The sequence below is a fragment of the Hymenobacter sp. GOD-10R genome (assembly GCF_035609205.1).
GTDB lineage: Bacteria > Bacteroidota > Bacteroidia > Cytophagales > Hymenobacteraceae > Hymenobacter.
Window position 1 is genome coordinate 4,661,492 of the sequence record NZ_CP141184.1, and the last position, 24,460, is coordinate 4,685,951.

Annotated in this window: 18 protein-coding genes; 10 read left to right on the forward strand and 8 right to left on the reverse strand. The window is 57.3% G+C overall.

What is annotated here, in order from left to right:
• Nucleotides 1–101: 101 nt before the first annotated feature.
• Both SD425_RS18385 and SD425_RS18390 read left to right on the forward strand, forming a co-directional pair.
• Nucleotides 102–1,550: a T9SS type A sorting domain-containing protein gene (locus SD425_RS18385; protein ID WP_324671450.1), complete on the forward strand. Its 1,449-nt coding sequence runs from the start codon at nt 102–104 to the stop codon at nt 1,548–1,550.
• A 56-nt stretch (nt 1,551–1,606) separates the two neighbouring features.
• On the forward strand, nt 1,607–2,617 hold the full coding sequence (locus SD425_RS18390) for a hypothetical protein (protein WP_324671452.1): 1,011 nt from the start codon (nt 1,607–1,609) through the stop codon (nt 2,615–2,617).
• A gap of 21 nt (nt 2,618–2,638) precedes the next feature.
• On the opposite strand, the gene SD425_RS18395 is transcribed toward SD425_RS18390, so the two are convergent.
• Nucleotides 2,639–5,365, reverse strand: a complete 2,727-nt coding sequence (locus SD425_RS18395) for an MGH1-like glycoside hydrolase domain-containing protein (protein ID WP_324671454.1) — start codon at nt 5,363–5,365, stop codon at nt 2,639–2,641.
• 281 nt (nt 5,366–5,646) lie between these two features.
• Here SD425_RS18395 and SD425_RS18400 point away from each other — a divergent pair, with 281 nt between their 5' ends.
• Complete coding sequence (locus SD425_RS18400; RefSeq protein ID WP_324671455.1) at nt 5,647–6,504, forward strand: aldo/keto reductase; 858 nt, start codon at nt 5,647–5,649, stop codon at nt 6,502–6,504.
• Between the two features lie 99 nt (nt 6,505–6,603).
• Here SD425_RS18400 and SD425_RS18405 read toward each other — a convergent pair whose 3' ends face one another.
• A complete protein-coding gene (locus SD425_RS18405; RefSeq protein WP_324671456.1) occupies nt 6,604–7,830 on the reverse strand; it encodes a multidrug effflux MFS transporter in 1,227 nt (408 codons plus the stop codon).
• A 470-nt stretch (nt 7,831–8,300) separates the two neighbouring features.
• Here SD425_RS18405 and SD425_RS18410 point away from each other — a divergent pair, with 470 nt between their 5' ends.
• Nucleotides 8,301–9,296 carry a ScyD/ScyE family protein gene (locus SD425_RS18410; protein ID WP_324671457.1) on the forward strand — a complete coding sequence of 332 codons (996 nt, stop codon included), beginning with the start codon at nt 8,301–8,303 and terminating at the stop codon, nt 9,294–9,296.
• Nucleotides 9,297–9,456: 160 nt separating this feature from the next.
• Here SD425_RS18410 and SD425_RS18415 read toward each other — a convergent pair whose 3' ends face one another.
• The 3 genes from SD425_RS18415 to SD425_RS18425 form a co-directional block, all read right to left on the reverse strand.
• On the reverse strand, nt 9,457–10,500 hold the full coding sequence (locus SD425_RS18415; RefSeq protein WP_324671458.1) for a DUF1259 domain-containing protein: 1,044 nt from the start codon (nt 10,498–10,500) through the stop codon (nt 9,457–9,459).
• Nucleotides 10,501–10,523: 23 nt separating this feature from the next.
• Nucleotides 10,524–11,864, reverse strand: a complete 1,341-nt coding sequence (gene chrA, locus SD425_RS18420) for a chromate efflux transporter (protein WP_324671459.1) — start codon at nt 11,862–11,864, stop codon at nt 10,524–10,526.
• A gap of 105 nt (nt 11,865–11,969) precedes the next feature.
• On the reverse strand, nt 11,970–12,815 hold the full coding sequence (locus SD425_RS18425; protein WP_324671460.1) for a chromate resistance protein ChrB domain-containing protein: 846 nt from the start codon (nt 12,813–12,815) through the stop codon (nt 11,970–11,972).
• A gap of 123 nt (nt 12,816–12,938) precedes the next feature.
• On the opposite strand from SD425_RS18425, the gene SD425_RS18430 reads away from it, so the two are divergent.
• Nucleotides 12,939–14,537: an OmpA family protein gene (locus SD425_RS18430; protein WP_324671462.1), complete on the forward strand. Its 1,599-nt coding sequence runs from the start codon at nt 12,939–12,941 to the stop codon at nt 14,535–14,537.
• 202 nt (nt 14,538–14,739) lie between these two features.
• Here SD425_RS18430 and SD425_RS18435 read toward each other — a convergent pair whose 3' ends face one another.
• Both SD425_RS18435 and SD425_RS18440 read right to left on the reverse strand, forming a co-directional pair.
• Nucleotides 14,740–16,164 (reverse strand): sensor histidine kinase, encoded by a 1,425-nt coding sequence (locus SD425_RS18435; protein WP_324671463.1) that lies wholly within the window; start codon nt 16,162–16,164, stop codon nt 14,740–14,742.
• A gap of 141 nt (nt 16,165–16,305) precedes the next feature.
• Complete coding sequence (locus SD425_RS18440; RefSeq protein WP_324671464.1) at nt 16,306–16,971, reverse strand: response regulator transcription factor; 666 nt, start codon at nt 16,969–16,971, stop codon at nt 16,306–16,308.
• 255 nt (nt 16,972–17,226) lie between these two features.
• Here SD425_RS18440 and SD425_RS18445 point away from each other — a divergent pair, with 255 nt between their 5' ends.
• The 5 genes from SD425_RS18445 (at nt 17,227) to SD425_RS18465 (ending at nt 21,186) form a co-directional block, all read left to right on the forward strand.
• Complete coding sequence (locus SD425_RS18445; protein ID WP_324671465.1) at nt 17,227–17,682, forward strand: thioredoxin family protein; 456 nt, start codon at nt 17,227–17,229, stop codon at nt 17,680–17,682.
• Nucleotides 17,683–17,687: 5 nt separating this feature from the next.
• On the forward strand, nt 17,688–18,761 hold the full coding sequence (locus SD425_RS18450) for an FAD:protein FMN transferase (RefSeq protein ID WP_324671466.1): 1,074 nt from the start codon (nt 17,688–17,690) through the stop codon (nt 18,759–18,761).
• A 5-nt stretch (nt 18,762–18,766) separates the two neighbouring features.
• A complete protein-coding gene (locus tag SD425_RS18455; protein ID WP_324671467.1) occupies nt 18,767–19,000 on the forward strand; it encodes a DUF4266 domain-containing protein in 234 nt (77 codons plus the stop codon).
• Between the two features lie 53 nt (nt 19,001–19,053).
• The gene (locus tag SD425_RS18460) at nt 19,054–20,337 is read left to right on the forward strand and encodes a DUF3570 domain-containing protein (RefSeq protein WP_324671469.1); all 1,284 of its coding nucleotides are present in this window, start codon (nt 19,054–19,056) and stop codon (nt 20,335–20,337) included.
• Between the two features lie 138 nt (nt 20,338–20,475).
• Nucleotides 20,476–21,186, forward strand: a complete 711-nt coding sequence (locus tag SD425_RS18465) for a VIT1/CCC1 transporter family protein (RefSeq protein ID WP_324671470.1) — start codon at nt 20,476–20,478, stop codon at nt 21,184–21,186.
• Nucleotides 21,187–21,218: 32 nt separating this feature from the next.
• Here the strand turns inward: SD425_RS18465 and SD425_RS18470 are convergent, their stop codons facing one another.
• Nucleotides 21,219–24,362: a PAS domain-containing protein gene (locus tag SD425_RS18470; RefSeq protein ID WP_324671471.1), complete on the reverse strand. Its 3,144-nt coding sequence runs from the start codon at nt 24,360–24,362 to the stop codon at nt 21,219–21,221.
• Nucleotides 24,363–24,460 lie beyond the last annotated feature (98 nt).

Below are 24,460 nucleotides of genomic sequence, written 5' to 3' on the forward strand. Positions count from 1 at the left end.
ACTTTGTACCGTGTCGCAGTCAAACAAGCTCGTCGCTGGCAAATTAGTGCGCTTAGCAGAACCTAGGTTTGACTTGCCGCAGGCATCTAGGTTCTATTCAAATGAAACACGCTTACTTCAGTACTATTCTCTGGCTCGGAACGGCAGCAGCTTCGGCGCAGGGCCTCACCAACAGCGGCACAACGATTACGCTGGACGCGGGCACCACCTTGCAAGTTCAGGGTGCGCTGCTGAATACGGCCACCGGCACGCTGACTGCTCCCATCACTAGCGTGGTGCAGATTACGGGTAATGTTATTAATCAAGGGACGCTTACGCTTCCGGGGCAGCTCGTGCTCAATGGCAGCACCGATCAGACCCTCCAGGGAGGCAGCGGCACCTTTGGCACCATTGAAGTCAACAACACCGGCGCACTGGGCGCCAACCGGGTACTGGTGCCTACCGACCTGACCATTACCACGCAACTGCTCCTGATGCGCGGCCTGGTGCGGACCACCCCCACGGCTACGGTGCGCTTGCTAGACATGGCGCGCGTCATTGGCGAAGGCGCCGGGCGGTACGTGCAAGGCAATCTGAGTGTGCAACGTGCAACAGTCGACGCGGGTACCGGGGTGATGGATTTCTCGCATGGGCTGGTGCTCGACCCGCAAGGGCAAAACCTAGGTGCCGTGACCATTACTCGCACCGCGGGGCTGCAACTCGCCGGACAAAGCTACGGCACCAACTTCAATGGTAATCAAGGGATTGACCGCGTGTGGCAAGTGGTGGCTGCGCAACCCCCTTCGACACCCATTACTCTGACGCTGAGCTGGGTAGCCGACGATGACCACGCGGTAAACGCGGCCGCCTCCCTGCAAGCGTGGCGAGCCGAAACGGCCGCCGGCCCTTGGGTGCCCTTCGGCGTTGCGGCAAGTGCCACGGCGCGCAGACTCACGGTGAGCGGAACCCAGCTAGGCACCCTGACGCTAAGCAGCACGAGCCAACCGCTGCCGGTGGAGCTGGTTCGCTTCGCCGTCGAGCGCCAGGGACCGGATGGGCTTGTGCGCTGGGCCACCGCTTCGGAACACGACAACGCCTACTTTGAGGTGGAGAGCAGCGTGGACGGACAGGCGTTTCACGCCCTGGGTCGCGTGGCGGGCCAGGGAACCAGCACCACAGCCCATACTTACCAGTGGGTAGATCAGAACCTGGCCCGCTATGCCGCCGAGCAGATCTACTACCGGCTGCATCAAGTAGACCTGGATGGCACGGGCGCCTACTCGCCCGTGCAGGCGCTTCGGGTGCCGCTGGTCGGGGGCTTGCAGGTGCAGGCCTGGCCGAACCCGTACCAGCAGCAGCTCACCCTGACCGTGCACACCCAGGAAGCCGGCACAGCCCTAGTGCAGCTCACCGATGCAGTAGGCCGGCAGCTCCGTCAGCGCCAGATTTCATTGCCCGTGGGCACGACCACCTTCCCGGCCGAGGACGCTATTGGCCTACTGCCGGGCGTGTACCTGCTGCACGTGCAGCAAGGCACGCAGCAGCGCACCCTCAAGCTCGTGCGGGAGTAGCCCGGTGCCATTTCCTTCCCTTCTTCTATTCTGCCAGGTTTTCTTTTTTCTGTTATATGAACCAACGTTATACGTTCCTCTGCTTAATTCTCTTGTTTGTCAGCCCGCTGTTGTTGCGGGCACAAACGCCTGGTGGTGTGCGCATTGGCACGGCAGGCACCCCCAACGACAAAGCCATTCTGGACCTGGATGCCACCGGCAAGGGTCTGCTCATTCCGCGCATGGATTCGGCCACGCGGGCCGGCATCAGTGCCCCACCCGATGGCCTGATGGTGTTTCAGACGAATGGCCGCAAGGGCTTCTGGTACGCCGTGGGTGGCAGCTGGGTGTTTATTCCGGATAAAGCCCGCTCGGGCGACAACCTAGGCAACCACAAAGCCACGCAAACCCTGGACTTGAACAGCCAGCGCTTGCTGGGCACGGCTACAACGCCGTTAGGCGACTCCCTCGCGCAAGTCGAGGTAACAGCTAATATAGGTAGCCCTAGTGCCGCCTTTATCACGCGCAGCAAATTCGGCAGTTTGTACACCCGTGCTATGCTGTCGGGCTACGGCCGCGGACCTTACGGGGAAACTATTGACTACGGCGTGTGGGGCAATGCGTATCGTGTAGGCGGTTGGGGTGGAATCTTTTCGGCGGGTAAGCCGGGCAGCCCGCAGCGGTGGGTGGGCTTGGCGCCTAATACGGGTACTAGCACCGGCGCGGCTATTCGCATTGTTGATGGCAACCAAGCCGCGGGCAAGGTGCTCACCTCCGATGCCAACGGCAACGGCACCTGGCAAGCTCTACCCAGCCAGAGCCTCGATCTGGAAACGGTCTACAAAGACTATACTATCCCCGCTGGCTACCTAGGCTTCTTCGCCGTGGGTTGCCCGTCGGGCAAGCGCCTGCTCAGTGGCGGCGGCGGCTTGCTAGATCCCACCGTCAGCACCTACAGCAACGTCACCATTTTGTACAGTGGCACTGAAAGTGCCAGCTCTCCTAATACCTGGGTTATCAAGGTGGCCAACACCAACTCTACGGAGCGGACAATACGCGTCTTTTGCAATTGTGCCCGCGTGCCGTAGCTCGTTTGCGGCTTCAATACCCTACTGCACCCGCCGTACCCGAAGGTAGTCGAGCATGGCTTGGTTGACGTCGCCGTTCATGTTTTCGTTGGCGGGCTCGAAAGCTAGGGTCAGCGGGTGCGTGCCTTTCTCAAGGCGCACGAGCACGGCATTAGTAAAGCCCCAGTTCGACCACTCGTCTACGCCGCGTTGCGGTAGCACGATCGTGCCCAATTGGTTTTCACCACTGCGTAGCGTCCGAATGGCGCATTTGTTATTGGTGTTCGTTGGGCCGTTGCCATTGGCATAGCGGAAATCGACAGCGTAAAGGCCAGCTTCAGCAACGGTTACCGGGATGGTGAGCGTCCTGTTTTTGGTCTTACTAATCTCAACAAAACCGCTGCCACTGAAGCCTTTGTAGGGTAGCGCAGCTTTGGGAGCTAGGGTTTCGAGCTGATATTGCTGCCCGGCAGCTTGCGTGCCAACCGGCAGCGGCTCACTGGCGAACGACTCCAAACCTAGGTTATCAACGGCAATTACCTGGTACACCGCGAAGGAGGCAGCCGAAATAGCTAGCTCCGAGCTGGCAGTGCTCGTAAGCGGCTGGCCATCCTTCAGCACTTTGTAGGTTTTTACACCTTCCTGCTTAGTCCACGTCAGGCGGTTATTGGCAAAGGTGACAGCCGGCGTTTCGGGCGAAAAGCGGTTGGGCACGCGAGTAACAGCAGTCTGTTGTGGCACCTTATCGCGCAGCACCATGCGCACGGTGTACCGACCGGTGAGAGTAGCGGGCACCGCCGCTCCGGGAAGGGGCTGCCCATCCAGCGTAATGGTAGCGAGTTCGTTGCCAAAGCCTTGCAGCTCCATATCGAGCACGGCGCCGCGGTAATGGAAATTTGTCAGCTTGCGCTGGCCCTGAAACGCTCGTGGCACGAAGGGCCGGAACACCAGCCGATCGGGTTGAAACTGCATACCAAACAACACCTTGTAGACCAAGCTCAGACTACCCGACAGGCTCCAGAGCATGTTGCTGGAGTTGATTTGGGTACCGGCGAAGTCGCCGTTTTCGGCCACGTAGTTCTCTTTGTTGGTCAGGAATAGCGCGGCAGGGCGGTAAATGGCGGCCATGCTTTCCGTCACGGATGCTTCATTTCCAGCCTTCGCAGCGGCGAGCGCCCAGAAGCTCTGCACGAAGGGCCACACAGCATTATTGTGGTACGGGGGAATGCCCGGAATCTGCGGATAAATGCACGAAATGCCGTAAGCGGTAAGAGGTGTTTTGGCAACGACTTGCTGCGCCCGCTCGCCTTCGGCTAAGCCGAACAACACGCTCAGCCCCTCCCCTAGTGCTTCGGCCCGTGGCGAGAGAATCAGGTTGGTTCGTCCGTACAGAAATTGCCCATAGTAGCCTTTGCCCGCTTGCCACAGGTGTTGATTGACGCCCTTTTTAATCTGTTCCGCCAGCTGCTGGTGCTTGGTTGCCACAGCTTGGTCGCCGAGTTGCTGGGCCATTTCAGCCAGCACCACATTGGCGTGGTAGTGCACGGCGTTGGTACCTAGGTTCTCCGATTCATAAATATCAACGGGCTGCATCCAGCGCGGATAGGTTTGCTCGCGCCAGTCCAGGAACGACGACTCACCGCGCACCAAGCCGGTTTGTTGGTCGTAGGCATTCTGCACGTCGTCCTCAATCGACTTTTGGATAATCGGGTACACCTGCCGCAGCCACGCTTGGTCGCCGGTTACCTTATATATCTCCCAAGCCGCGGTGGCCCAGATCATGCGGTCGGTGGAGCACGGGTAGGCGCCGCCGGTGCCGGTATCCTGAATGATGCGGCCCTCGGGCGACACCTTGCGCATCAGGCTGTTCATGGCAACTTTCGGTTGCAGGCTAGCTTGAGCCAGAATGATGCTGTAGCTGATGTCGCGCGTCCAGACGCCTGCCCACTCCTTGCCGGTGCGGAAGGTGCTGTCGGGCTCCACGGCGCGGCGGGCTTCTTCTAAAGCTAGGTTGTAGAGGGCATCGGCCAACGGGTACTCGGAAGTGTACTGCGGAAAGTCGGTGGTGTTGATGGATTGCTTCCACTGGGTAGCCGTGGTTTTAGCGGCTTGGGGCTGATTAAGCGTCAGCGTCACCTCGTAAATGCCGTCGCCATCGGGGTCTTTCAGCTCTAGCTCGGGCTTATTCACGAGGTCGTCGAAATCCCAGCTCAGCGGGGCCGCGTCGCCAGCCACGTACACGTGCTTGAAGTCTTGCTGATAGATTTTGTCGCCTTTTGCTGTGGTGTAAAAGCCTTGCTGCTTAAATGCCGCCAGCACGAGCCGCAGATCCAGTCGAAGCTTCAGTTGCGTATTGGGAGCTAGGTAGGTGTTGGCTGGTATCGGCGTTTGATCTTCGTAATGCTGCCCAAACACAATCAGAGGCGTTTCTATCGCTGCTCCTCCGGCTTTTGGCAGCGCCACTACCACGTGATTCTGTCCGGAAGGCATTTCATTGTCCTTGCCATTTAGGCTGAACTTAAAGCTCACTTTCGGGCTCTGAAAAGCGTTAGCGGGACTATGATAATTGGAGGTTAGCTCGGTCGGCGACACGGCTTTGGCAACGTAGTCTCCTTGCTCCACCCGGTCGCGAAAAATACGGTACGTGTCAGATTGCCAGACGCTGGCTGCGGGATTAGTAGAGGTATCGGCCACTGGTTTTCGGTTTTCGCAGGAGCTTACGAACAAACAGGCCAGCAGGAGGCTGGCGGAAGGAGAAACGTAGTTCATAAGCGGAGCAGCAAGTAAATGGTGGGCGGGTGCAGGCTGTGAAATAAGGCATTTCGACTGATTTTAGCATGAACGCGCCGCGTCCACGGGCCCGGCGTCCGATTGCAATGATACTGGTCGGACGTTTGATCAAGGCGCTGCACATAGCAAGACCCGTTGAAGCTGCGCTAACAAACCTTTGACTTGTGTGCTGGTTCTTTCTTCTGCTTACTGAGCTTGCGTATAACCGCTTCAGTGAGCATCGCCAACCCTCACTCCCAATACCTTTTAAACTGCATACCATGTCAGAAGTGACCAGCTTTCCTACCACCTTCAACCTAGGTGGCGACCTGACCATTAATCGCCTAGGCTACGGCGCCATGCGCATCACCGGCGACGGCATCTGGGGTCCACCCAAAGACCACGACGAATCTATCCGGGTGCTGCAACGCGCCGTAGAGCTAGGCATCAACTTCATTGATACGGCCGACAGCTACGGCCCAAACGTATCGGAGGAGTTGATTGCCGAGGCCCTGCACCCCTATCGCGCCGGCCTCGTCATTGCCACCAAAGGCGGCTTGCTACGCACCGGCCCGAATCAATGGCCCATTAACTCTCACCCCGACCACTTGCAGGAAGCGCTGGAAGGCAGCCTCAAGCGCCTGAAGCTCGACCAAATCGACCTGTACCAACTGCACCGCGTCGACCCGAACGTGCCGTTCGAGCAGACTTTAGAGTTCCTGCAAAAGGTTCAGGAGCAAGGTTTGGTGAAGCACATTGGCCTCTCGGAGGTAGATGTCGATCAGATCAAGAAAGCCCAAGAGTATGTGAAAGTGGTATCGGTGCAGAACATGTACAGCGTCGATAACCGTAAGTGGGAAGCCGAGCTTACCTACTGCGAGGAGCAGAACATGGCCTTTATTCCGTGGTATCCGCTGAGCGGCGGCAACCAGCAAGCCCTCGACAAGCTAGGTCAGATTGCGCAGAAGCATGATGCCACGCCCCAGCAGGTAGCCCTGAGTTGGCTGCTGCACCGCTCGCCCAATATCCTGCTCATTCCGGGCACCTCGAAAGTGAAGCACTTGGAAGAGAATGTGAAGGCGGGTTCCATCGAGCTTTCTCAGGAAGACTTGCAGGCATTGGAAAACCTGAACGGCTAAGAGCTAGGTTTTCTTCACCTCAACAAAAAGGCCGCTCTTAGGAGCGGCCTTTTTGTTTTCTCGGTTGGGCCTAGTGCTTCTGAGCCGGGCCGAATGGGGCTAGTGCACCATTACGCCAGCTTCTTCACTAACTGCTACCGGCTCACCGATAAGACGGCGACCGACAAGTTGAATAAGTAGTGCCAGCAAAGCCGAAGCCGCCATGATAGTGACCATCGGCACAGCCGTGTGCGTGTTGAAAAAGCTCACACCGAACGAAGCTAGGGCACCCACGGCCATTTGCGTAGCGCCCATCAGCGCCGCCGCACTCCCGGCATTCTTGGAGAAAGGCGCAATGGAAAGGGCGGCCGCATTGGGGTTAGAGAAACCTAGGCAGCACAGGAAAAGGAAGAGCATCACGATGGTACCTACCACGCCAAACCAGCCTTGCGTGGCGCCTAGCAGAAACACCAAGCCAATAACCGACTGGCAGAGCATGGCCGCCAGCACGATTTGCTCGCTACGATAATAGCGCAACAGCCAGCTATTTACCTGGCTAGAGCCAATGAAACCCACCGACAGCAAGGCAAAAATCCAGCCGTACACCTGGCTGCTCACGTGGAAAATATCCATGAACACCAACGGCGAACCCGACACGTAAGCCAGCAAGCCGCCAAACGTCATGGCGCCGGTGAGGGCGTAGGTGAAAAACTGGGGGTTGCGCAGCACCGACCAGAACGCCGTCAGGATGGGGCGTGGGTGCAGTGAGTAGGTCGGGTCGGGGGCGTAGCTTTCCGGCAGCCAGAAAACGCTAGCGACCAACATCAGCGCGCCCATCGCAAACAAGATGAGAAACACGGATTGCCAGCCAAAGGAAGCCACCATGTAGCCGCCAATAGTGGGCGCCAGCATCGGCGAAGCGCTGATTACCAGCATCAACAAGGCAAACACTTTGGGGCTATCCTGCACCGGAAATAGGTCGCGCACCATCGCTACGGCCGCCACGGAGGCGGCGCAGCTGCCCACCGCTTGCAACAAGCGCAACCAAATCAGCGCGTCGATGCTGTGGGCCTCGTAGCAGCCAATGGATGCCAGCACGTACACGACCAGGCCAACATACAAGGGTTTTTTACGCCCAAAGCGGTCTAGCAACGGCCCATACAGCAGCTGCCCAGCCGATACGCCCACGAAAAAGCTAGACAAGGAAAGCGCCACTTGTGCAACAGTGGTATGTAGATCTTGGGCAATGGCCGGAAAGCCCGGCAGGTACATATCAATGGAAAACGGTCCGAGTGCGGAGAGCGAACCAAGAATGAGGATCAGGAAAACGTAGCGTTGTTTGGTCATAGCAGCATCAGGCGCTGTTGCGTGCAGAAGGCACCTAGCTCATCGTATAGCAAAAACAGCAGGAGTAATCGGGAGAGGTAAGCTGTATAAGCCCAAAATCAATAGAAAGTTCATTCGCTGACTCAATTGGCGAACAGCATTCTTGCTCTATACGACAGCAACAGGCTGGTGGATAACATCGCCGCACCTAGGAAGCTAGCCTTGCTTACCGCAAAGCGCTACAGGAACGTCCCAGAGGCATAGCAGCGCTCCTGTGGCGCTTTGCTTGCTGCAGGCAAGAGCTGTATTAACTGGACTGTTGCGGTTCTACTTTATACTGGTAACACAAACTACTCGAATGATTATAGTACAATGATGCCGTATTAAATCATAATTAATTTTTCATCGCATAAACACTTGAATTTCAGAATTTAATATACATTTATTTTTTACTTCCACTCACCTATTAACCATCCTAAAACCTTCCTAGCATGCAGTTAAAATCCTATTCATCCCTGGCCCTATTAGCCTTGTTTACCGCCGCCGGCTGCGACGACATTGAGCCCATCATTACGGCCGAACCAACTCACTTTATCCCCGAGGTAGTAGCCTCCGGCTTGACGCTCCCCTTGGGCATGAGCTTCGACGGGCTAGGGCGAGCCTGGGTGACGGAGAGCGGCACAGGCAAAAATGACGCGCGCGTTTCGCTGATCACCAAGGATGGCAAGGTATATCCGGTCATTACGGGGCTAGCTTCTGCTGTATCCAACGAATCCATCGAGGGTATTGGACACGTGCTGTACCAGGAAGGAATTTTGTATATACTAGAAGGTGCTACCGGCACACTGTACACTGCGAATGTGGCGGGCTTCAAGCCCGGCGATGCGCCAGTTGACGCCAAAACACTACCCAAGGAAGACATCGGCACTTTTGTGAAGGCGCAGATGCTAACCAACCCCATCAACACCAACGTTTACAATCTCACCTTAGGCCCCAATGGCGACCTCTACATCGTCGATTCGGGAGCCAACGCGGTTATTAAACGTAACAGCCAGACCAAGGCACTCAGCGTATTCGCCCGGATTCCGAGCGTGGCGCCAAACACCGATGCGGTGCCGACGGGCATCACCTTCGATGGGCAGAAGTTTCTGGTCAGTGGCCTGAGTGGCTTCCCATTCACGGCGGGCGCTACGAAGATTCACCGCGTCGACCTAGCCGGTAACGTCTCTGATTATCAGACGGGCTTCACCACACTCACCGATATCACGCTGTCGGCCAACAACAAACCCATTGTTGTTCAGTACGCCCGGTTTTCACTCGCGCCGCCCATTCCTGGTTTCCAAGCCCGCACGGGCCTTATCACCAATGGCGATAAAACAGTCCTGCTCGACGGCCTTGACCGCCCTACGGATATCGAACGAGTCAACGACCGGCTGTACTACGTGCTCAACACTGGCGACGGCACCCTCATGAAACTCACGTTTTAGCGTGAGCTACTCGGGCAGCGCGACAGCCTAGCTAGGTAGAAGACGCGTTTGTGAACTACGCGCCGCAGCTTTCCCCGATAACCAAACCCCGCAGTACATTCGATTGAATGCCTGCGGGGTTTGTTATTTTTAAACGCGGGGTACTTACTGGTGCGCTCAACTAATGCGCTTGATGATGCATTGGCATTGCTTTCGGTGTGCTCTTGCCTAATTGGTCGAGGGCGGCGCGAAAACCGGCAGCTAGCACTGGCGCTGGCCCGCGCCCGTAGTAGTGCAGAAACACCATGCGGGGCTGATCGAAGAGCATGTGATTGTGCACAGCTACCACCTCCAAGTTATTCGCCCGTAAGGCTTTAATAACCGGATTAACTTCGTTTTCCAGCATAGCAATGTCGCCGGCAATGTGCGCGTCAGCTTGCTTGCCGGCAAAAGCCGCCCACGAGTTCAGGCCGATAGCGGCCGTCATGTCGGTGCCCATCATGGTCACGCGTAGGTCGTCGCGGCCGATGGTGTACTTGTACGTTGGGCCATTCACTACGCCCTGGTACTTCACAATTTGGTCGAGCACGGCTAGGTCAAACAATTCCCGGCCAAGTTGCGAAGCTGAGCCCGGCGCCGGCGTGGCCGTGTTGCCCGACTGCGCCGCCGACGTGCCGCTAGCTTGCGGCTGATTGGCGGGCAGCAATTTCGAGTCTTTCAGCGTGGCCGCGAACTTTTTGGCTAGCTCGGCGGGGCTGCCCATGCCGTGAATGTGCATGTAGAAGATGCGCGGCTCCTCGTAGAAAAAGTGGTTGTGGATGGCGCCCACTTCCAGGCCGTTGGCGTGCGCCGCCGAAATAAGCGGGTTCACTTCCTCTTGCAACAGCACCGTGTCGCTCATGAGCATGGCCGACTTGCCGTCGAGCGTGTGCTTGATGGCTACCCAGCCACCAAAACCAAAGGAAATCGGTACGGCTTCTCCTTTGATGGTCACTTTCAAATCGTTGCGCGGCAAGGGTGTGGTGTGCGTGGCCTGCGCCTCTACGTAGTTGCCCTTCTTACCCAATGCCTGCTCGATGGCGGCAATATCGGCGGTACTAAGGGCGGGTGTTTTGCCGGGAGCGGATGGGCCGGCCAACGACGTAACAGGGCCCAGCCACAATGGCGTAGAAGCTAAAGCACTCGTTTTGAGCCACTCGCGGCGGGAAAAAGGAGCAGATGACATAGGGTCGGATAGGGTCAAAAAGCTTAACCTAGGTAGCCAGAAAGTAAGTAGTATAATAAGCCAACGCCGGCGCTGATACCAATCCAAAGTATCATATTTACCTTAAACCGGTACAGGGCCACAAGCGAAATGAGCAGCCATACCAAGCTAGGCCAGTGCAGGTCAGCTAAGTCAAAGCGCCCAGTGGGAAACAGTACCGCCCGACCTAGGTAAACCGCCAAGTTCAGTACGACGCCTACCACAGCTGCCGTGATGATGCTCAGTACCGCTTTTAAGTGCGCGTTGTGCTGGGTGCGCTCAATCAGCGGCGCCCCCACCAGGATGAACACAAAGCAGGGCAGGAAGGTGAAGTAGGTGGTCGTCAGCAGGCCGAGCGCACCTAGGCCGAGTGCACCGCCGAAGTGCGTGTAGCCACCCATAAAGCCCACAAAGGCCAGCACCATAATGAGTGGCCCCGGCGTGGTTTCGCCCAAAGCTAGGCCGTCGAGCATCTGCCCGTGCGTGAGCCAGTGCAGCTTCTCTACGCTCACCTGGGCCACGTAGGGCAGCACCGCGTACGCCCCGCCAAAGGTGACCAGCGCGGCCTGGGTGAAGAACGTGCTGAGCCGGCGCCAAAACGAAAAATCGGGTGCCAGCAGCCAGAACAACCCAAACGGCAGCGCCCACAATGCCACAGATACCCCCAGCTGTCGCACCAGGCGCGGCAGCGAAAAGCCCGTACCTGGCACCACCGATTGCGAAGTCAGGAAGTACCCTTCTTCGGCTTGTGCCGCTTTGGCCTGCGCTGCAGCCGAGCCAGCCGGCGCCGGAAACCACCGCTGCGCCACCAGCGCCACCACGGCCGCTCCTATGATTAAGAGCGGGAAAGGCACATTGAACCAAAAGATGCCCACGAAGCTAGCTACTGCCACCACGTAGTGCAGCGGACTCAGCAACGATTTCTGCCCGATCTTCACCATAGCCAGCAGAATAATAGCCACGACCGCCGGTTTCAGCCCGCCAAATACGCCCTGCAAGGCCGGCAGCGTACCGATGGTGACATACAGCAGGCTCAGTCCCAGTAAGATGAGCACCGAAGGCAACACAAACAGAATACCGGCCGCCAAGCCGCCCCGCGTGCCGTGCAGAAGCCACCCGATGTAGGTGGCAAGCTGCTGGGCTTCAGGACCGGGCAGCAGCATGCAATAGTTGAGCGCGTGTAGAAACTTAGCGTCCGAAATCCAGCGCTTTTGTTCCACCAGCACGGTGTGCATAATGGCAATCTGACCGGCTGGCCCACCAAAGCTGATGAACCCTAGCTTGACCCAGAAGCGCAAAGCCTCAGCGAAGGTGGGTTTAGAAACAGGAGTAAGCACTTGGTTCATAGAGCGTAATAGCAAGACAGATGGGTGCCGCTACCTCTTGCTGCTACAATGCTACGGCGAACCTTCCCCGGAAGTATAGAACAGATTTTGCGGCTGGTATAATCTTTACTTTCGCAGCTGCTTTTTACGATAACTGGCGGGGCTTTGCCCGGTGTGCTGCTTAAAGATGCGAGTGAAATGACTCTGGTCGGAGAAGCCAGTGAGGTAGGCTATTTCAGCCAGCGAATACGTGGTAGTATCCAGCAGTTGCAGCGCCTTTTCGATGCGCAGCTTGCGGATGTATTCGCCAAACGATAGGTCGTCGAAGTAGCGCGCAAACTCCCGCGATAAGTAGCTAGGGTTCACCTGCAGCGTGTCGGCTACTTCCGTAAGGCGCAAACTCAGGTTGGTGTCGAGGTGGTCCTGAATCAGCTCGCGCAGCTGTACGGCCCAGGCAGGTGGGGGCGCGCTGCGGTTTTGGGTGCGCTGCAGGTAGGTCTCGTACACTTGCACCAGGAGTTGCTCCTCCGGCTGCTGGGTGTGCGGCTGGCCTTGCAGGTGTTTGGCCCAACTATACAGCGCATCATACAGCACAAGGCCTTGCTGGAGTAGCTGCTGATCGTCGCGGATGTTGTAGGCTAGGCCGGCGGAAATGGCCCACAGCCCGGCCGCTTGCTGGGCCAGGGCGTGGTTGTCGGTGTCGGCGCCGCGGATGATGGGCGCCATGGCGTGCAAGGCCGGGTCGCGCAGGGCATATTTTTTCAGCAAGTAATCGAACGTGCACTCGCGGCCGTAGTGCGAAAGCTCGACGTTGGGCACATCAAAGGGAATAGCCCCCGTTTGCTCGGCGGTCAGGAGAACGGTGTCGGCGGGCACGTACAGGATTTCCGCTTGCGGATCGATGAAACGAAGGATCAGCCAGGGACAAGCTAGGCGGTCAATCTTGGGATGCTCGCGGGTGACCCATTGCATAACGGAAGAGGTAGTATATGAGTGGAGGCGCGGCCAGCGTTAATCCGCCGCGTCTTGCAAAGTAAGTATAGCTACGGAGTCGTGTTTTTTCGTAAAAGCCTAGCTTAGATCAACAAACACACCTTGAAAAACATCATGCGCGAAGGTGGAACGGTGCTAGATTCTATCAACACCTGCTTTACGGCAGAGCTTCTTCAGCAAATAAGTACTGCGCTGAACCAGAGCCCTCCCGTTGTTAGGCAGGGGCTTGATCGGCTTGTGCCCTTGGTGGTTAATAGCTTGCAAAACTGGGTAGCGCGGCCCAGCGGCGGCGAAGCCCTCTGGAACCTTACCCAGCACGCTCACCAAGCTAGGTCACTTGCCCAACTGGCCACGCCTACTGCTTTTGGGGGGCGGGGCGTGCGCCTTATGCAAGAGCTGCTTGGCAGCACGTACGCCAGCATCACTACACCCCTGCGCACAGCGACCAACCTGCCCGAAGAAGCTTTCAACTGGGTTCTGGAAGTAGCCGTGGCAGCGGTGCTAGGTACCCTCGGCCAGTACGCCGCCGATCATCAGCTCGACTCCACTCGCCTCGGTCGTTGGCTACGCCAGCAGCAAAGCGTAGCGGCGGCCCAGCCCTTGCAGCCCACCGAAACGTTCGTTCCGCCCTCCACCGCCCCACGCCCTACCCCAGCGCCCGAACCGCCACTGCATCGCTACACGGTTGCGGGGGCTGGTACGTGGGAGAAAGTGGGCGGCGGCATCACCTTTACTCCCACCAGGGCTAGGTCGTGGTTTACCAAGCAGCGACGCTGGCAGCTAGCCGTGGCAGCGGTGCTGGTTCTGGGGGTGGGCTACCTAGCGAGCTTGTTCTTCACCGATTCGGAGTTTACGCCGGCCGCGGCCGTTACGGCGCCAGTCACCGACGCAACGGCGGCACCCGCAGCAACCAGCGCCGTGGCCGCCAGCTACAACGAAGCCGAGGCCAACAGCGCCGCGCCGCTCACGACGAGCCTGCCCGCCGGCCACTACGACCCCGTCACTGACACGTATATCTACACCATCGGGCAGCCGTTGGTGCTCACCCTACCCGACGGCAGCAAGCAGCGCGTAGGTTCCAACTCCACCGAATACCGCCTCTATCACCTGCTCACTGACCCCGCCCAACGCCTCGAAACCCAGAATACGCCTTCCGCCTGGATCAACGTGGACCGGGTGTACTTCACCGCGGGCCAGGCTTCGCTCACGGCCGAGTCGCAGCAACAGTTACAAAACCTAGCGAGCATCTTGAAGGCTTTTCCGCAGGCCCGCATCAAGCTAGGTGGCTACACCGACAGCACCGGCGACGTAGAAAAGAATCTGCTGCTGAGCCAGAGCCGCGCTTCCGCCGCGATGCAAGCACTGATAAAGCTAGGGGTCGATGCCAACCGCCTGCAAGCGGAAGGCTATGGCGCCCAAGATTTTGTGGCTTCCAACGTGGGGCCAGTAGGCCGGGCCCTAAATAGGCGACTGAGCTTATGCGTGCTCAACCCAGCTACGGCTGCTACGCCCGGCCCTGCGTTAGCCGCTATACCGGCTGCCCTGCCTGCCACCACAGCGGCAGCAGCTTCCGCATCGGCACACCATGCGAAGCCGGCAACTAAAAGACGCCGGGTTGTCCGACACCGGTCCAAAACCGGCAAGTGGTTTCGGGGTCTGATCAAGAAGATTCGCGGTAAGCGCACGCAGCAGCACCGCTAAACGCCATTTACTTTTAAGGAAATCTTAAGAAAACTTGTTGGCCAAGAGGACTCGGTGTTCCGTATCAGGACCGCTGCTTTCGCGTCAGCCTAGCTTTAGCTTCTGGCAATGCTAGTGCGCAACACTGTTGCCGGCGCCGTGAGCTAACGACTACACCGACCTGCTTCCCTAATCTCTCTCCCGCAAAAATGCCCCGCCCGGTTCAGACGATGGCGGGGCTTTTTTCTGGTATCCTAACTTTTTCCGCCGGGAACAGCAGCGTGAACGTAGTGCCCTGCCCTAGCGCGCTGCGCACCTCTACCTGGATATTGAGCAGTGCACAGGCTTTCGCCACAATGGAAAGGCCCAACCCCGTGCCCGCTATCTGTTTGTGCGCCAAAGCGTCGGAGCGGTACAGAGGGTCAAAGATCTTGCTCAGGTCATCGGAGCGAATGCCGATGCCTTGGTCGGTGATGGTGCAGCGCAAGCTGTTGCGCTCGGCAGTCAGCTCCACCCAAATGGTCGAGTTGGCCGGGGAGTACTTCACAGCGTTGGCCAGCACGTTATCCAGAATCAGATCGACCAAATAAGGGTCAGAGGTGACAAGTGGCGTGTCTGGATCTTGCACATCCACCCGAATATGCTTGGCACCTAGGTCGGCACGATGGCGGTAGAGCACATCGTGCACACTGCTCACCACCGACAGCTCCTGGCGGTTCAGCGCTACCTCCTTGGCGTGGTTCTCGAACCGCGCCAGCAGCAGCAGCTGATCCACGAGCTGTGTGAGCCGGTCAATTTCGCGGATACTTAAGGCTATGTTTTCTACGTACTCGGCCGCGCTACGGGGCTTGCGAATGAGCACCTCCAGGGTGCCTTTGAGCACCGCCAACGGCGTGCGCAGCTCGTGCGAAGCATCGGAAGTAAATTGCTTTTCGCGCTCCACAGCTTGCTCAATGCGGTACAACAGCCCGTTGATGGCGCTGGCTAGGGTGTGCAGCTCGTCGGGGCGCGCGGGTAAAGCAATGCGCTCAGCTAGGTTGCTGCGGGTGATGCGGTTCGTGGTGGCTGTAATTTGGGCAATGGGTGCAATGCTGCGCCCCGCTAGCAGGCGCGCAATGCCAAATAACACCAGCAACACCGCCGGAAACGACAGCAGCAGCACCGTTTCGAGGCGGCGGAGCACGTGCTGAGCCGCCTCCGCTGAAATGGCTGCCAACAGGTAGCCCACCGGCTTGCCATGCTCCACGATGGGCACCTGCACCTGCCGAATGGCCTTACCGTGCAGCGTCGAGGTCAATGGCACTCGCCCATCGGTGGGGTCATCGAAGATGAGCTGGTTATGTTTCAGATTGGGCGAGCGGTCCATCAGCCGGCCGTTCAGGTCGTTCACCTGAATAAACACCGGGTCAATCTGCACTTCGCGGTGCTCCTCTTCCTCCCACTCGCCTTTGTGCGCAAACACAATCGAGCCGTTGGCAATCGACAGCTCCTTCCGGTGCTTGGCCGCTTCAAAGCGCAGGTTGGTATCCAGCTCCGAGTACACCTGTTGCTGCACCACCACAAACACCACCAGATACACCAACGCTATCAGCGCCGCCGTAGCGAGCATATAGTGCAGAGCAATGCGGTCTTTAAAAGCCAGAGACATAAGAGTGACTGAGTAGCTGAGTGACTGAGTGACGGGAAATAAAGTGACGGGGGGAGCGACTGGACTAACTCAACTGAGCAAGGTGTAAGAGCGACTCACTCAGTTACTCAGTGCGAAGCCATTCAGTCACTCACTGCCAAGTCAATCGCGCGCGACATAGCCAATGCCGCGAATGGTTTGCAGGTACTCTTCATCCTTGCCTAAGCGCAGCTTTTTGCGCAGCGCATTCATATATACGTCGATGATGCCGGTGTTATACTCAAAATGAATCTCCCACACGTGCTCAATAATCTTCTGGCGCCGGCAGACGTTGCCTTTGTGGCGCAGTAGATACTCGAGCAGCGCAAACTCTTTTTGGGTAAGCACGATTTCTTCGTCGTCTTTATAGACCTGGTGCGTGGCGACGTCGAGCACGATGGGCCCGACGGAAAACCGCTCGGGCGTGGCTGTAGCCGTGCGCAACTGTACCCGAATGCGTTCCAGCAGCTCCTCGAAGTGAAACGGCTTCTTGATGTAGTCGTTGGCGCCAGCCTGCAAACCCGCGATGGTATCTTGCACGGTGTCTTTGGCCGTGAGGAAGATCAGTGGCGTTAGGTTGCCCTGTGCCCGCAGTTGCTTGCACAGTTCCAGCCCCGTGAGCTCAGGCAGCATCCAATCGACGAGCAACAGGTCGTAGTGCTGGCTGAGCGCTTGGCGTAAGCCCACCGTACCCGTGTCTGCCACGTCGATGCCGTAGCCTTCTTCCTCCAGCCCTTGCTTCAGAAAACGGGCAATGCCAGGCTCATCTTCGATTACTAGTATTTGCATGAGGTAAGATAACGCGCCTTGGCTTGCCTACTTGCTAGTAGCACCTAGCTCGTCCGCTTTTGTCATTCGCAACACGAAGTACGCGGTTTAAATGCCTATGCAGAAGCAGGCGCTCCTCTCTTAAGCAAAGCTTAAGACAAACCATAGGTAAGGCAATTCTTAAATATTGCTTAAGAGTGCACCATGTGAGTAGTAGTAGCGTATGGAAAGTAGCTTTAATGTTGTTTTAATCTCGAAGTCACCTTCTTCTCCTCTATGCGCTTTCTTGCCTTCTGCCTTTTTGCGTTGCTGACTGTCTTTCAAACGCAGGCGCAAACCTCATCCGTCACCTGGAAGGGTGACCTAGCTGCTGCCTTGCAAGAAGCCAAAACTACCAACAAGCCGGTGCTGGCCGTTTTCTCGGGCTCTGATTGGTGCAAGCCCTGCATCATGCTGAAACAAGAGGTGTTCGACCAGCCCGAATTTGCCCAATACGCCCAGGACAAACTGGTGCTGGCCCGCTTCGACTTTCCACGGAGTAAGAAGAACAAGCTTCCCGCTGAGCAAACCAAACAAAACGAACAAGCTGCTGCTCAGCTGAATAAAGAAGGCGCCTTCCCCCTAGTTGTGCTGCTCTCGCCCGAAGGCAAGGTGCTGGCCAAAACGGGCTACCGTCCTGGTGGTCCGGCCGCGTACGACGCTTACCTAACGCAGCTTTTAGCCAAGCGGTAAGCAGTATGCCTAGCTCACTGAGATGGTTACGGGTCGGCGCGTCGCTGGTGCTAGGTATGCTGGCTAGCTTTTCCGTTGCCTATGCCCAAGGCCCAAAGCCAACACCTAGGGCGCGCAACTTTACCCGCGAAGCGCACCTGATGGGTTCGCACTTCACGTTCACAGCCGTGTCGGCTGATGACTCGCTGGCGTGGCGAGCTCTGCGCGCAGCCATTCGCGAAACTCAACGCATCGACCGTCTGTGCTCCTACTGGGATTCCACCTCGCAGATCACCCAGATCAACCGTGCGGCGGGCCTGCACCCGGTGGTCGTCGACCAAGAAGTGTACGACCTGATTGGGCGCACGTTGAAGCTCTCCGCGCTGAGCGGAAGCGCTTTCGATATCACCTTTGCTGGTGGCGAAAAGATCTACAAGTTCGACCGGCAAGAGCACGCTGCCCTCCCCGATTCGGCCGTCGTTCGAGCTTCCGTGCGGCGCATCAACTACCGCAATATCGTGCTCAATCCGGCCGCGCACTCCGTAATGCTGAAGGAGAAAGGCATGCGCCTGAACCTAGCCGGCATCCTGCAAGGCTACGGCGTACGACGCGCCCAAACCCTGATGCAGCAATTAGACATTCGGGGCGGCCTCATCAACGGGTCAGGCGATATTTCCTGCTGGGGTCGGCAGGGCGATGGTTCGCTGTGGCGCATTGCCATCGGCGACCCGGCGTATCCGCAGTCCGTTTCCTCGTGGCTGACCGTGACGGACGTAGCCGTCGTGACGGCTGGCAACTACGAGCAGTATTTCACGGTGCAGGGCCACTACTACGGTCACATTATCGATCCGCACACGGGCTACCCGGCCACTGGGTTGCGCTCGGTCACCATCATTTGCCCCGATGTGGAGCTAGCGGATGGCCTCGATGAAGTGGTGTTTGTGAAAGGCCCGGAGCAAGGGCTAGCCTTCATTAACCAGCTCAAGGGCGTTGACTGTACGCTTATCACTAACGACGGCCGCACCCTTACCTCGAAGGGCATGACCGTGCATTATTACTCCAATCAACGCCCCCAGGCGGTATCTCCCTCTCAACCTTAAGCCTGATGAAAACCACGCAGTGGCCCCGTGTACTTCTTGGCTTGCTCCTGCTTGCGGGCAGTGGCAGCCTGACGAGTTGCGTCTCGGTGGCAGCCTACCAGAAAGTGTACCTCAACGACGAGGACATGAAGCTAGCGAACAAGCCCATTGAAACGTACGAAACCAACTTCGAGAGCTACCGCGAGGGTGCCGGCGGGGCCAACGGTGGCAAAGTAGGTGGCGGTTGCGGCTGTAATTAGCTGGCAGCTCCTAGGCCAAGCATTTTGATTTTTCGCCCCTCACACCGCAGTTCATGCCCCGTATATCTATTCTGACCACTGCCTGCCGCCTTGCGGCAACTCTATTGCTTGGCCTAGCACCCGTACTGGCGTGGGCCCAGGCGACGCCCACCCCCAACCGGGTTGATGGCTATGGCGCCCCGAACCCGCCGGTAGCGGCACCTAGCCCCGCCAACAGCGGCGAAACCCAGGTCGACATTCTGATGAGCTACTACGAGCAGGATGGAAACCACGGCGCGGTGGAAGGCGGCCGGGGCACCCAGCACCTGACCGATTTGACGCCCACCATCATCCTGAACGTGCCGCTAGATTCGGCCACTCGCCTGTCGGCCAACGTGGGCATGGACTACTACGCCTCGGCCTCTACTGACCGTATCGACCAAGTCTTGTCTTCCCCGTCTTCTCACGACGCACGGTACCACGTCGATTTTGGCTACGCGCATACCCTGGCCGACAAGCGCACGATTGTGGGCCTAGGTGCAGGGTTTTCGAATGAATACGATTACCGCTCATTCAATGTAACGGGCTCTTGGGCCCATGCCTCCGTCGACGGCAACCGCGAGCTGAGCGTAGCCGCGCAGGCCTTTTTTGACCGGGCCACGCTCATCCTTCCCGCCGAGTTACGCACCGGTCGCAACCAGGAGCACGGCTCCGGCTTCGATACCCGGCAAAGCTACAACCTGAATCTTACGTATTCGCAGGTGCTCACGCAACGCTTGCAAGTCGCCGTGAGCACCGAGCTGGTTGCCCAGCGCGGCTTACTGAGCACGCCGTTTCACCGGGTGTATTTCAAGGAAACGGGTGGCACCCTAGGTACGGCCAAAACCGAGCTGCTGCCGCGCCAACGCTACAAGTATCCGGTGGGCTTGCGCCTCACCTATTTCGCAACCGACCTGGTGCAGATACGGGCGTTTTACCGCTTCTACAACGACAACTTTGGGATTCGGGCGCACACCGCAGAGCTGGAAACCCCCATTAAGATCACGCCTTTCTTTGTGCTCTATCCCTTCTATCGGTACCATACTCAAACAGCAGCTACGTACTTTGCTCCTTACTTAGAGCATTCCACCGCCGATGCCTACTACACTTCCGACTACGATTTGGCGGCTTTCTCGGCTAATAAGCTAGGTATTGGTTTGCGCTATTCGCCGGTGTACGGTATCGGGCGGTTCAAAACGCCTTTCGGTAGTCGGATTGCCAAGTTCAAGAGCCTGGACTTGCGTTATGCTTACTACCGCCAGAATACTGGCCTCACTGCCAGCCTCGTTAGCGCCGATTTCTCCTTCACCATGCCCTAGGTTGGCCTTCTGTTACGCTTTTCAAACACGCCCCGCTAGCAACCCTGGTGGGGCGTGTTTGGTTTTAGGGCTAGACTTTCGCCCGGCGGTTCGTATACTAAGCGCCTCTTCTGTTTTCCAACGCTCTTTTTTCCGTCTATGGCCAGCACTCAGCATTCGCACGATGAGCAACACCTCACCAGCTCGGCCATGTTGCAGGATATTGTTATTGGGCTTTCGGATGGCCTAACAGTGCCTTTTGCACTGGCGGCGGGCCTGAGCGGGGCGGTGCAGTCGTCTGCTTTGGTCATTACGGCGGGGCTAGCCGAGGTAGTAGCGGGCTCCATTGCCATGGGCCTAGGTGGCTACTTGGCCGGTCGTACCGAAATCGACCACTATGCCTCGGAACTGGCGCGCGAGCACCGCGAAGTGCGCGACATTCCCGATGCCGAGCGCGCCGAAGTCGACGAGTTGTTGGCCGACATGGGCCTCTCGCCAGCTACCCGCGCCGCGGCTGTCAGGGAGCTAACTGCCGACCCCGAACAGTGGGTGCAATTCATGATGAAATACGAGCTAGGGTTAGAAGAGCCCGACCCAAAGCAAGCACCCAAGAGTGCCGCTACGATCAGCCTAGCCTACGCACTCGGCGGAGTAGTCCCGCTTAGTGCTTATTTCTTCACGAGTACTCCGGCGCAAGGGCTCTTTTGGTCGGCGGTTATCACGTTGGTTTGCCTGCTGGTTTTTGGTTACCTCAAAAGCAGAATGACAGGCCAGCCACCCGTGTGGGGAGCCATAAAGATGGCCGCAACGGGCGCCCTAGCTGCCGCGGCTGCCTTTCTGGTTGCCCGACAATTTTCTACCCTCGCTTAGCTTTCAGGTGCAACTCCCGTCCTAACTGTACGCTACACCGACGGCTTCGCCAGCCGAAGAATAAGCTCACAAAGCTCGGCTTCTTCAAAAGGCTTTGTCAGCCATGCGTTCATGCCCGCTGCTAAGTAGGCCTCGCCATCATCGGCAAAAGCATTGGCCGTTAAGGCGATAATTGGGACATGAGCACGCGCCGCATCATCATACTGCCGGATAGCCCGCGTCACCCCGACGCCGCTCAAGCCGGGCATCTGGATATCCAGAATGGCAACATCATATGCGTTAGCTCTAAGAAGATTTAGGGCTTGCTGACCGTCGCCTACAGCCTCCACCTGCACGCCCCAGTGCTCGAGCATCACAGTTGCCAGCCACTGGTTCACCATGTTGTCTTCGGCTAACAATATCCGTAAGCCGCGCAGCTGCTCGTAGTCGACTGCGGGGGCAGAAGTAGCACTGAGCGTCTCTTCCACTACGCGAGGGAAAGTCAGCACAAAGGAGAAAGTAGTGCCCTTGCCTAGCTCGCTGCATAGTTGCAGGGTGCCACCCATATGGTGAATTAGCTGCTCGCTAATGGCCAAACCTAGCCCTGTGCCACCGAAGCGCTGACTGGTATGGGCATTCGCCTGCATAAAGGCTTCAAAAATGTGAATTTGCTGCTCGGGCGCAATGCCGATACCCGTATCCTTCACCCAGAACCGTACCGCCAGCGCACTCGGCGTATCAGCAACGACCGTTGTACCAAGCTCAACGCTGCCCTGCTCCGTAAACTTAATAGCGTTGCTGAGCAAATTCAGTAACACTTGGTGCAAGCGGTAAGCATCGCCCAGCACATGGGTATCGGCCAGGTCGAAAGGAATCACTCGAAGAGCGAGGCCTTTCTGTTCGGCCAAAGAAGCAACCGTTTGCAGCGCCCCATGCAGCGCCACACTCAGGTCGAACGGGGCATGGTCAAGCTGCAGGTGGTTGGCCGTAATCTTGGCCATGTCGAGCACATCATTCACTAGCGCCAGCAAGTGTTGACCAGCCCGTTGCATAGTCTGCAAATACTCCCGCTGCGAAGCAGCTAGCTCCGTGCGCTCTAGTAGTTTGGCCATACCGAGCACTCCATTGAGCGGCGTCCGAATCTCATGGCTCATGCGTGTCAGAAAGGATTCCTTAGCGCGGGCACTTTCTTCCGCTAGCTGCTGCGTTTTCTTGAGCGCTGTAATGTCCGTGCTCATTATCAGCACTTCCTGGTGGCCATTGATGCGCTCTAAGGGATTCATATGCACTTGCAGAGAGCGAGTTTCACCCGATTTCAGCGTCAATGACATTTCGGTGACCAGCGGCTTTTGAGTAGTAAAAACCTGTTGGCGACACTGCTGAATCTGACGCAATTGCTCCACCACCGCTGGGCTCTTCTCCCCCACCGCTACATGCTCACTGACAGCAGCCATCTCTTCGAAGACTTTGTTGGCAAACGAGACGTTACCGAATTGGTCAGTCACGTACACAATGTTCGGCAGTGTATCAACGATCAGGCGGATGAAGGTTTGCTGCTCCCGGATGAGCTCCTCACTTTGGCGCTGTCGCTCCTCAGCGGCGTAGCGGGCCGTAATATCCAGACCCGACCCGACCACCAAGCGCAAGGTACCATCGGAGTTAAACACGGGTCGCAAGTGCCGTAGAATGCGGCGCTGCGTCTCTGCATTGCCCTGCATCTCTTCCCACAACACATCGGTGCGCGCCTGAATAGCTTGGTTGAAAAACTCTTCGCGCTGCTGACCTAGCCTTGCGGGCCGCTGCCGGAAGGCGCAATACTCAGCATTGGTCTTACCAATAATCCACTGCCGAATCTCCGGGTTTGTGATGGACGACGGATTGACAAACAAGTAGCGATGCTCGGCGTCGAATACCGCAATGTCGACGGGGAGCAGGTTTAGGATAGATTCGTAGAACTCTTGCTGTTGCGCCGCTTTTTCCTCCGCCAGCTTACGCGCCGTGATATCGATGCCCGAGCCAACCAGCAGCCGGACGCTTCCATCCGCCTCAACGATAGGACATAAGTGACGGAGCAGGTGCCGGGGTGTAGGCCCACCAAGCAGTGCTTCCTCCCACTGTAGTTCTTGCCGGCTCGTTATTACCTGCGCAAACATCTGTTGTCTTCTCTCGCTGATTTCTCGCGGCATAGAGCGGTAACGACAGGCTTCTTCATTGGTTTTGCCTAGCATCCACTCCCGAGCCACCGGATCGGGTTCTACCGCTGCATTCACAAACCGGTACCGAAAATCAGCATCTACAACCGCCACTGCGGCCGGTACATGGGCCAAGATGTTCTCGTAAAACGCACGCTGCTCGGCCACTTGCTGCTCGGCCTGGTAGCGAGCCGTAATGTCGGTCATGTATAAGGTAACCAGCCGTTCGTTTGGCACCCCAACGATCGTGACGAGGTAGTGCTGCTCAGCTAGCACCAGTTCTTGGCGGTATACCTTGCTGGTGGCTACGGCATCTTGCACAAACCCCAGTAGTTGCTCTCGCACCAACTCATAGGTATCGCAAGCCTGCACCAACGACGTGGCCGCCGGATTAGCATAGATTATTTCTCCATCATAAGCTAGTCTCAGAATAGGATCCGGATTTTGCTCAGGGATATAGGAAAGCGTACGAAGCAGAGTGTCGCGCTCGTGGCGTTCTGTCACATCGCGGTAGCAGATCAGGCGGCCAGCCTGGTCCTGATCTAGCACCAAATAATCGAGCTCTAGTACTCGTCCATTTGCGAGAATAAATTCTTCGTTAAGAACCGTTTTACCGGCTATGTGCAACGCTTGAGCCCGCGCCGCAAAGTCAGCGGGGTCTTGAAATGCTTCGTCGATATAAACTGTATCGGGCGGAATAGGCGGGTATACTTCCGCAACAACATCACCCACTGCTAAGCCAAATAATTCTCTGAAATACTGATTTACAAACAGAATCTGGCCCTCTTCGCTAACGAGCAAAATTCCTATCCGCAAGTTCTCGACTAAGGCAGTCAGTTGGCTCTGCTGACGCTGTGCGCTCTGCTTTACGGTGGTGAGTTGCTGCTCTAACGCAGCAACACGCGCTTCGGCTGCTAGCAGGGCTGCTTCCAACTGTTCGCGGCTAGGTTGCGCTGCTATTTGTGGGTTTCCGTCATTGGACAGGGAAGACTGAGCCTGAGCCATAACTTCAAGAAAGGCAATGGAGAGTACAATTAAAATAACAAGAATATAATTCTACACTAACAGTAAACTATATTAACAAAAGTTCACAACCATATATT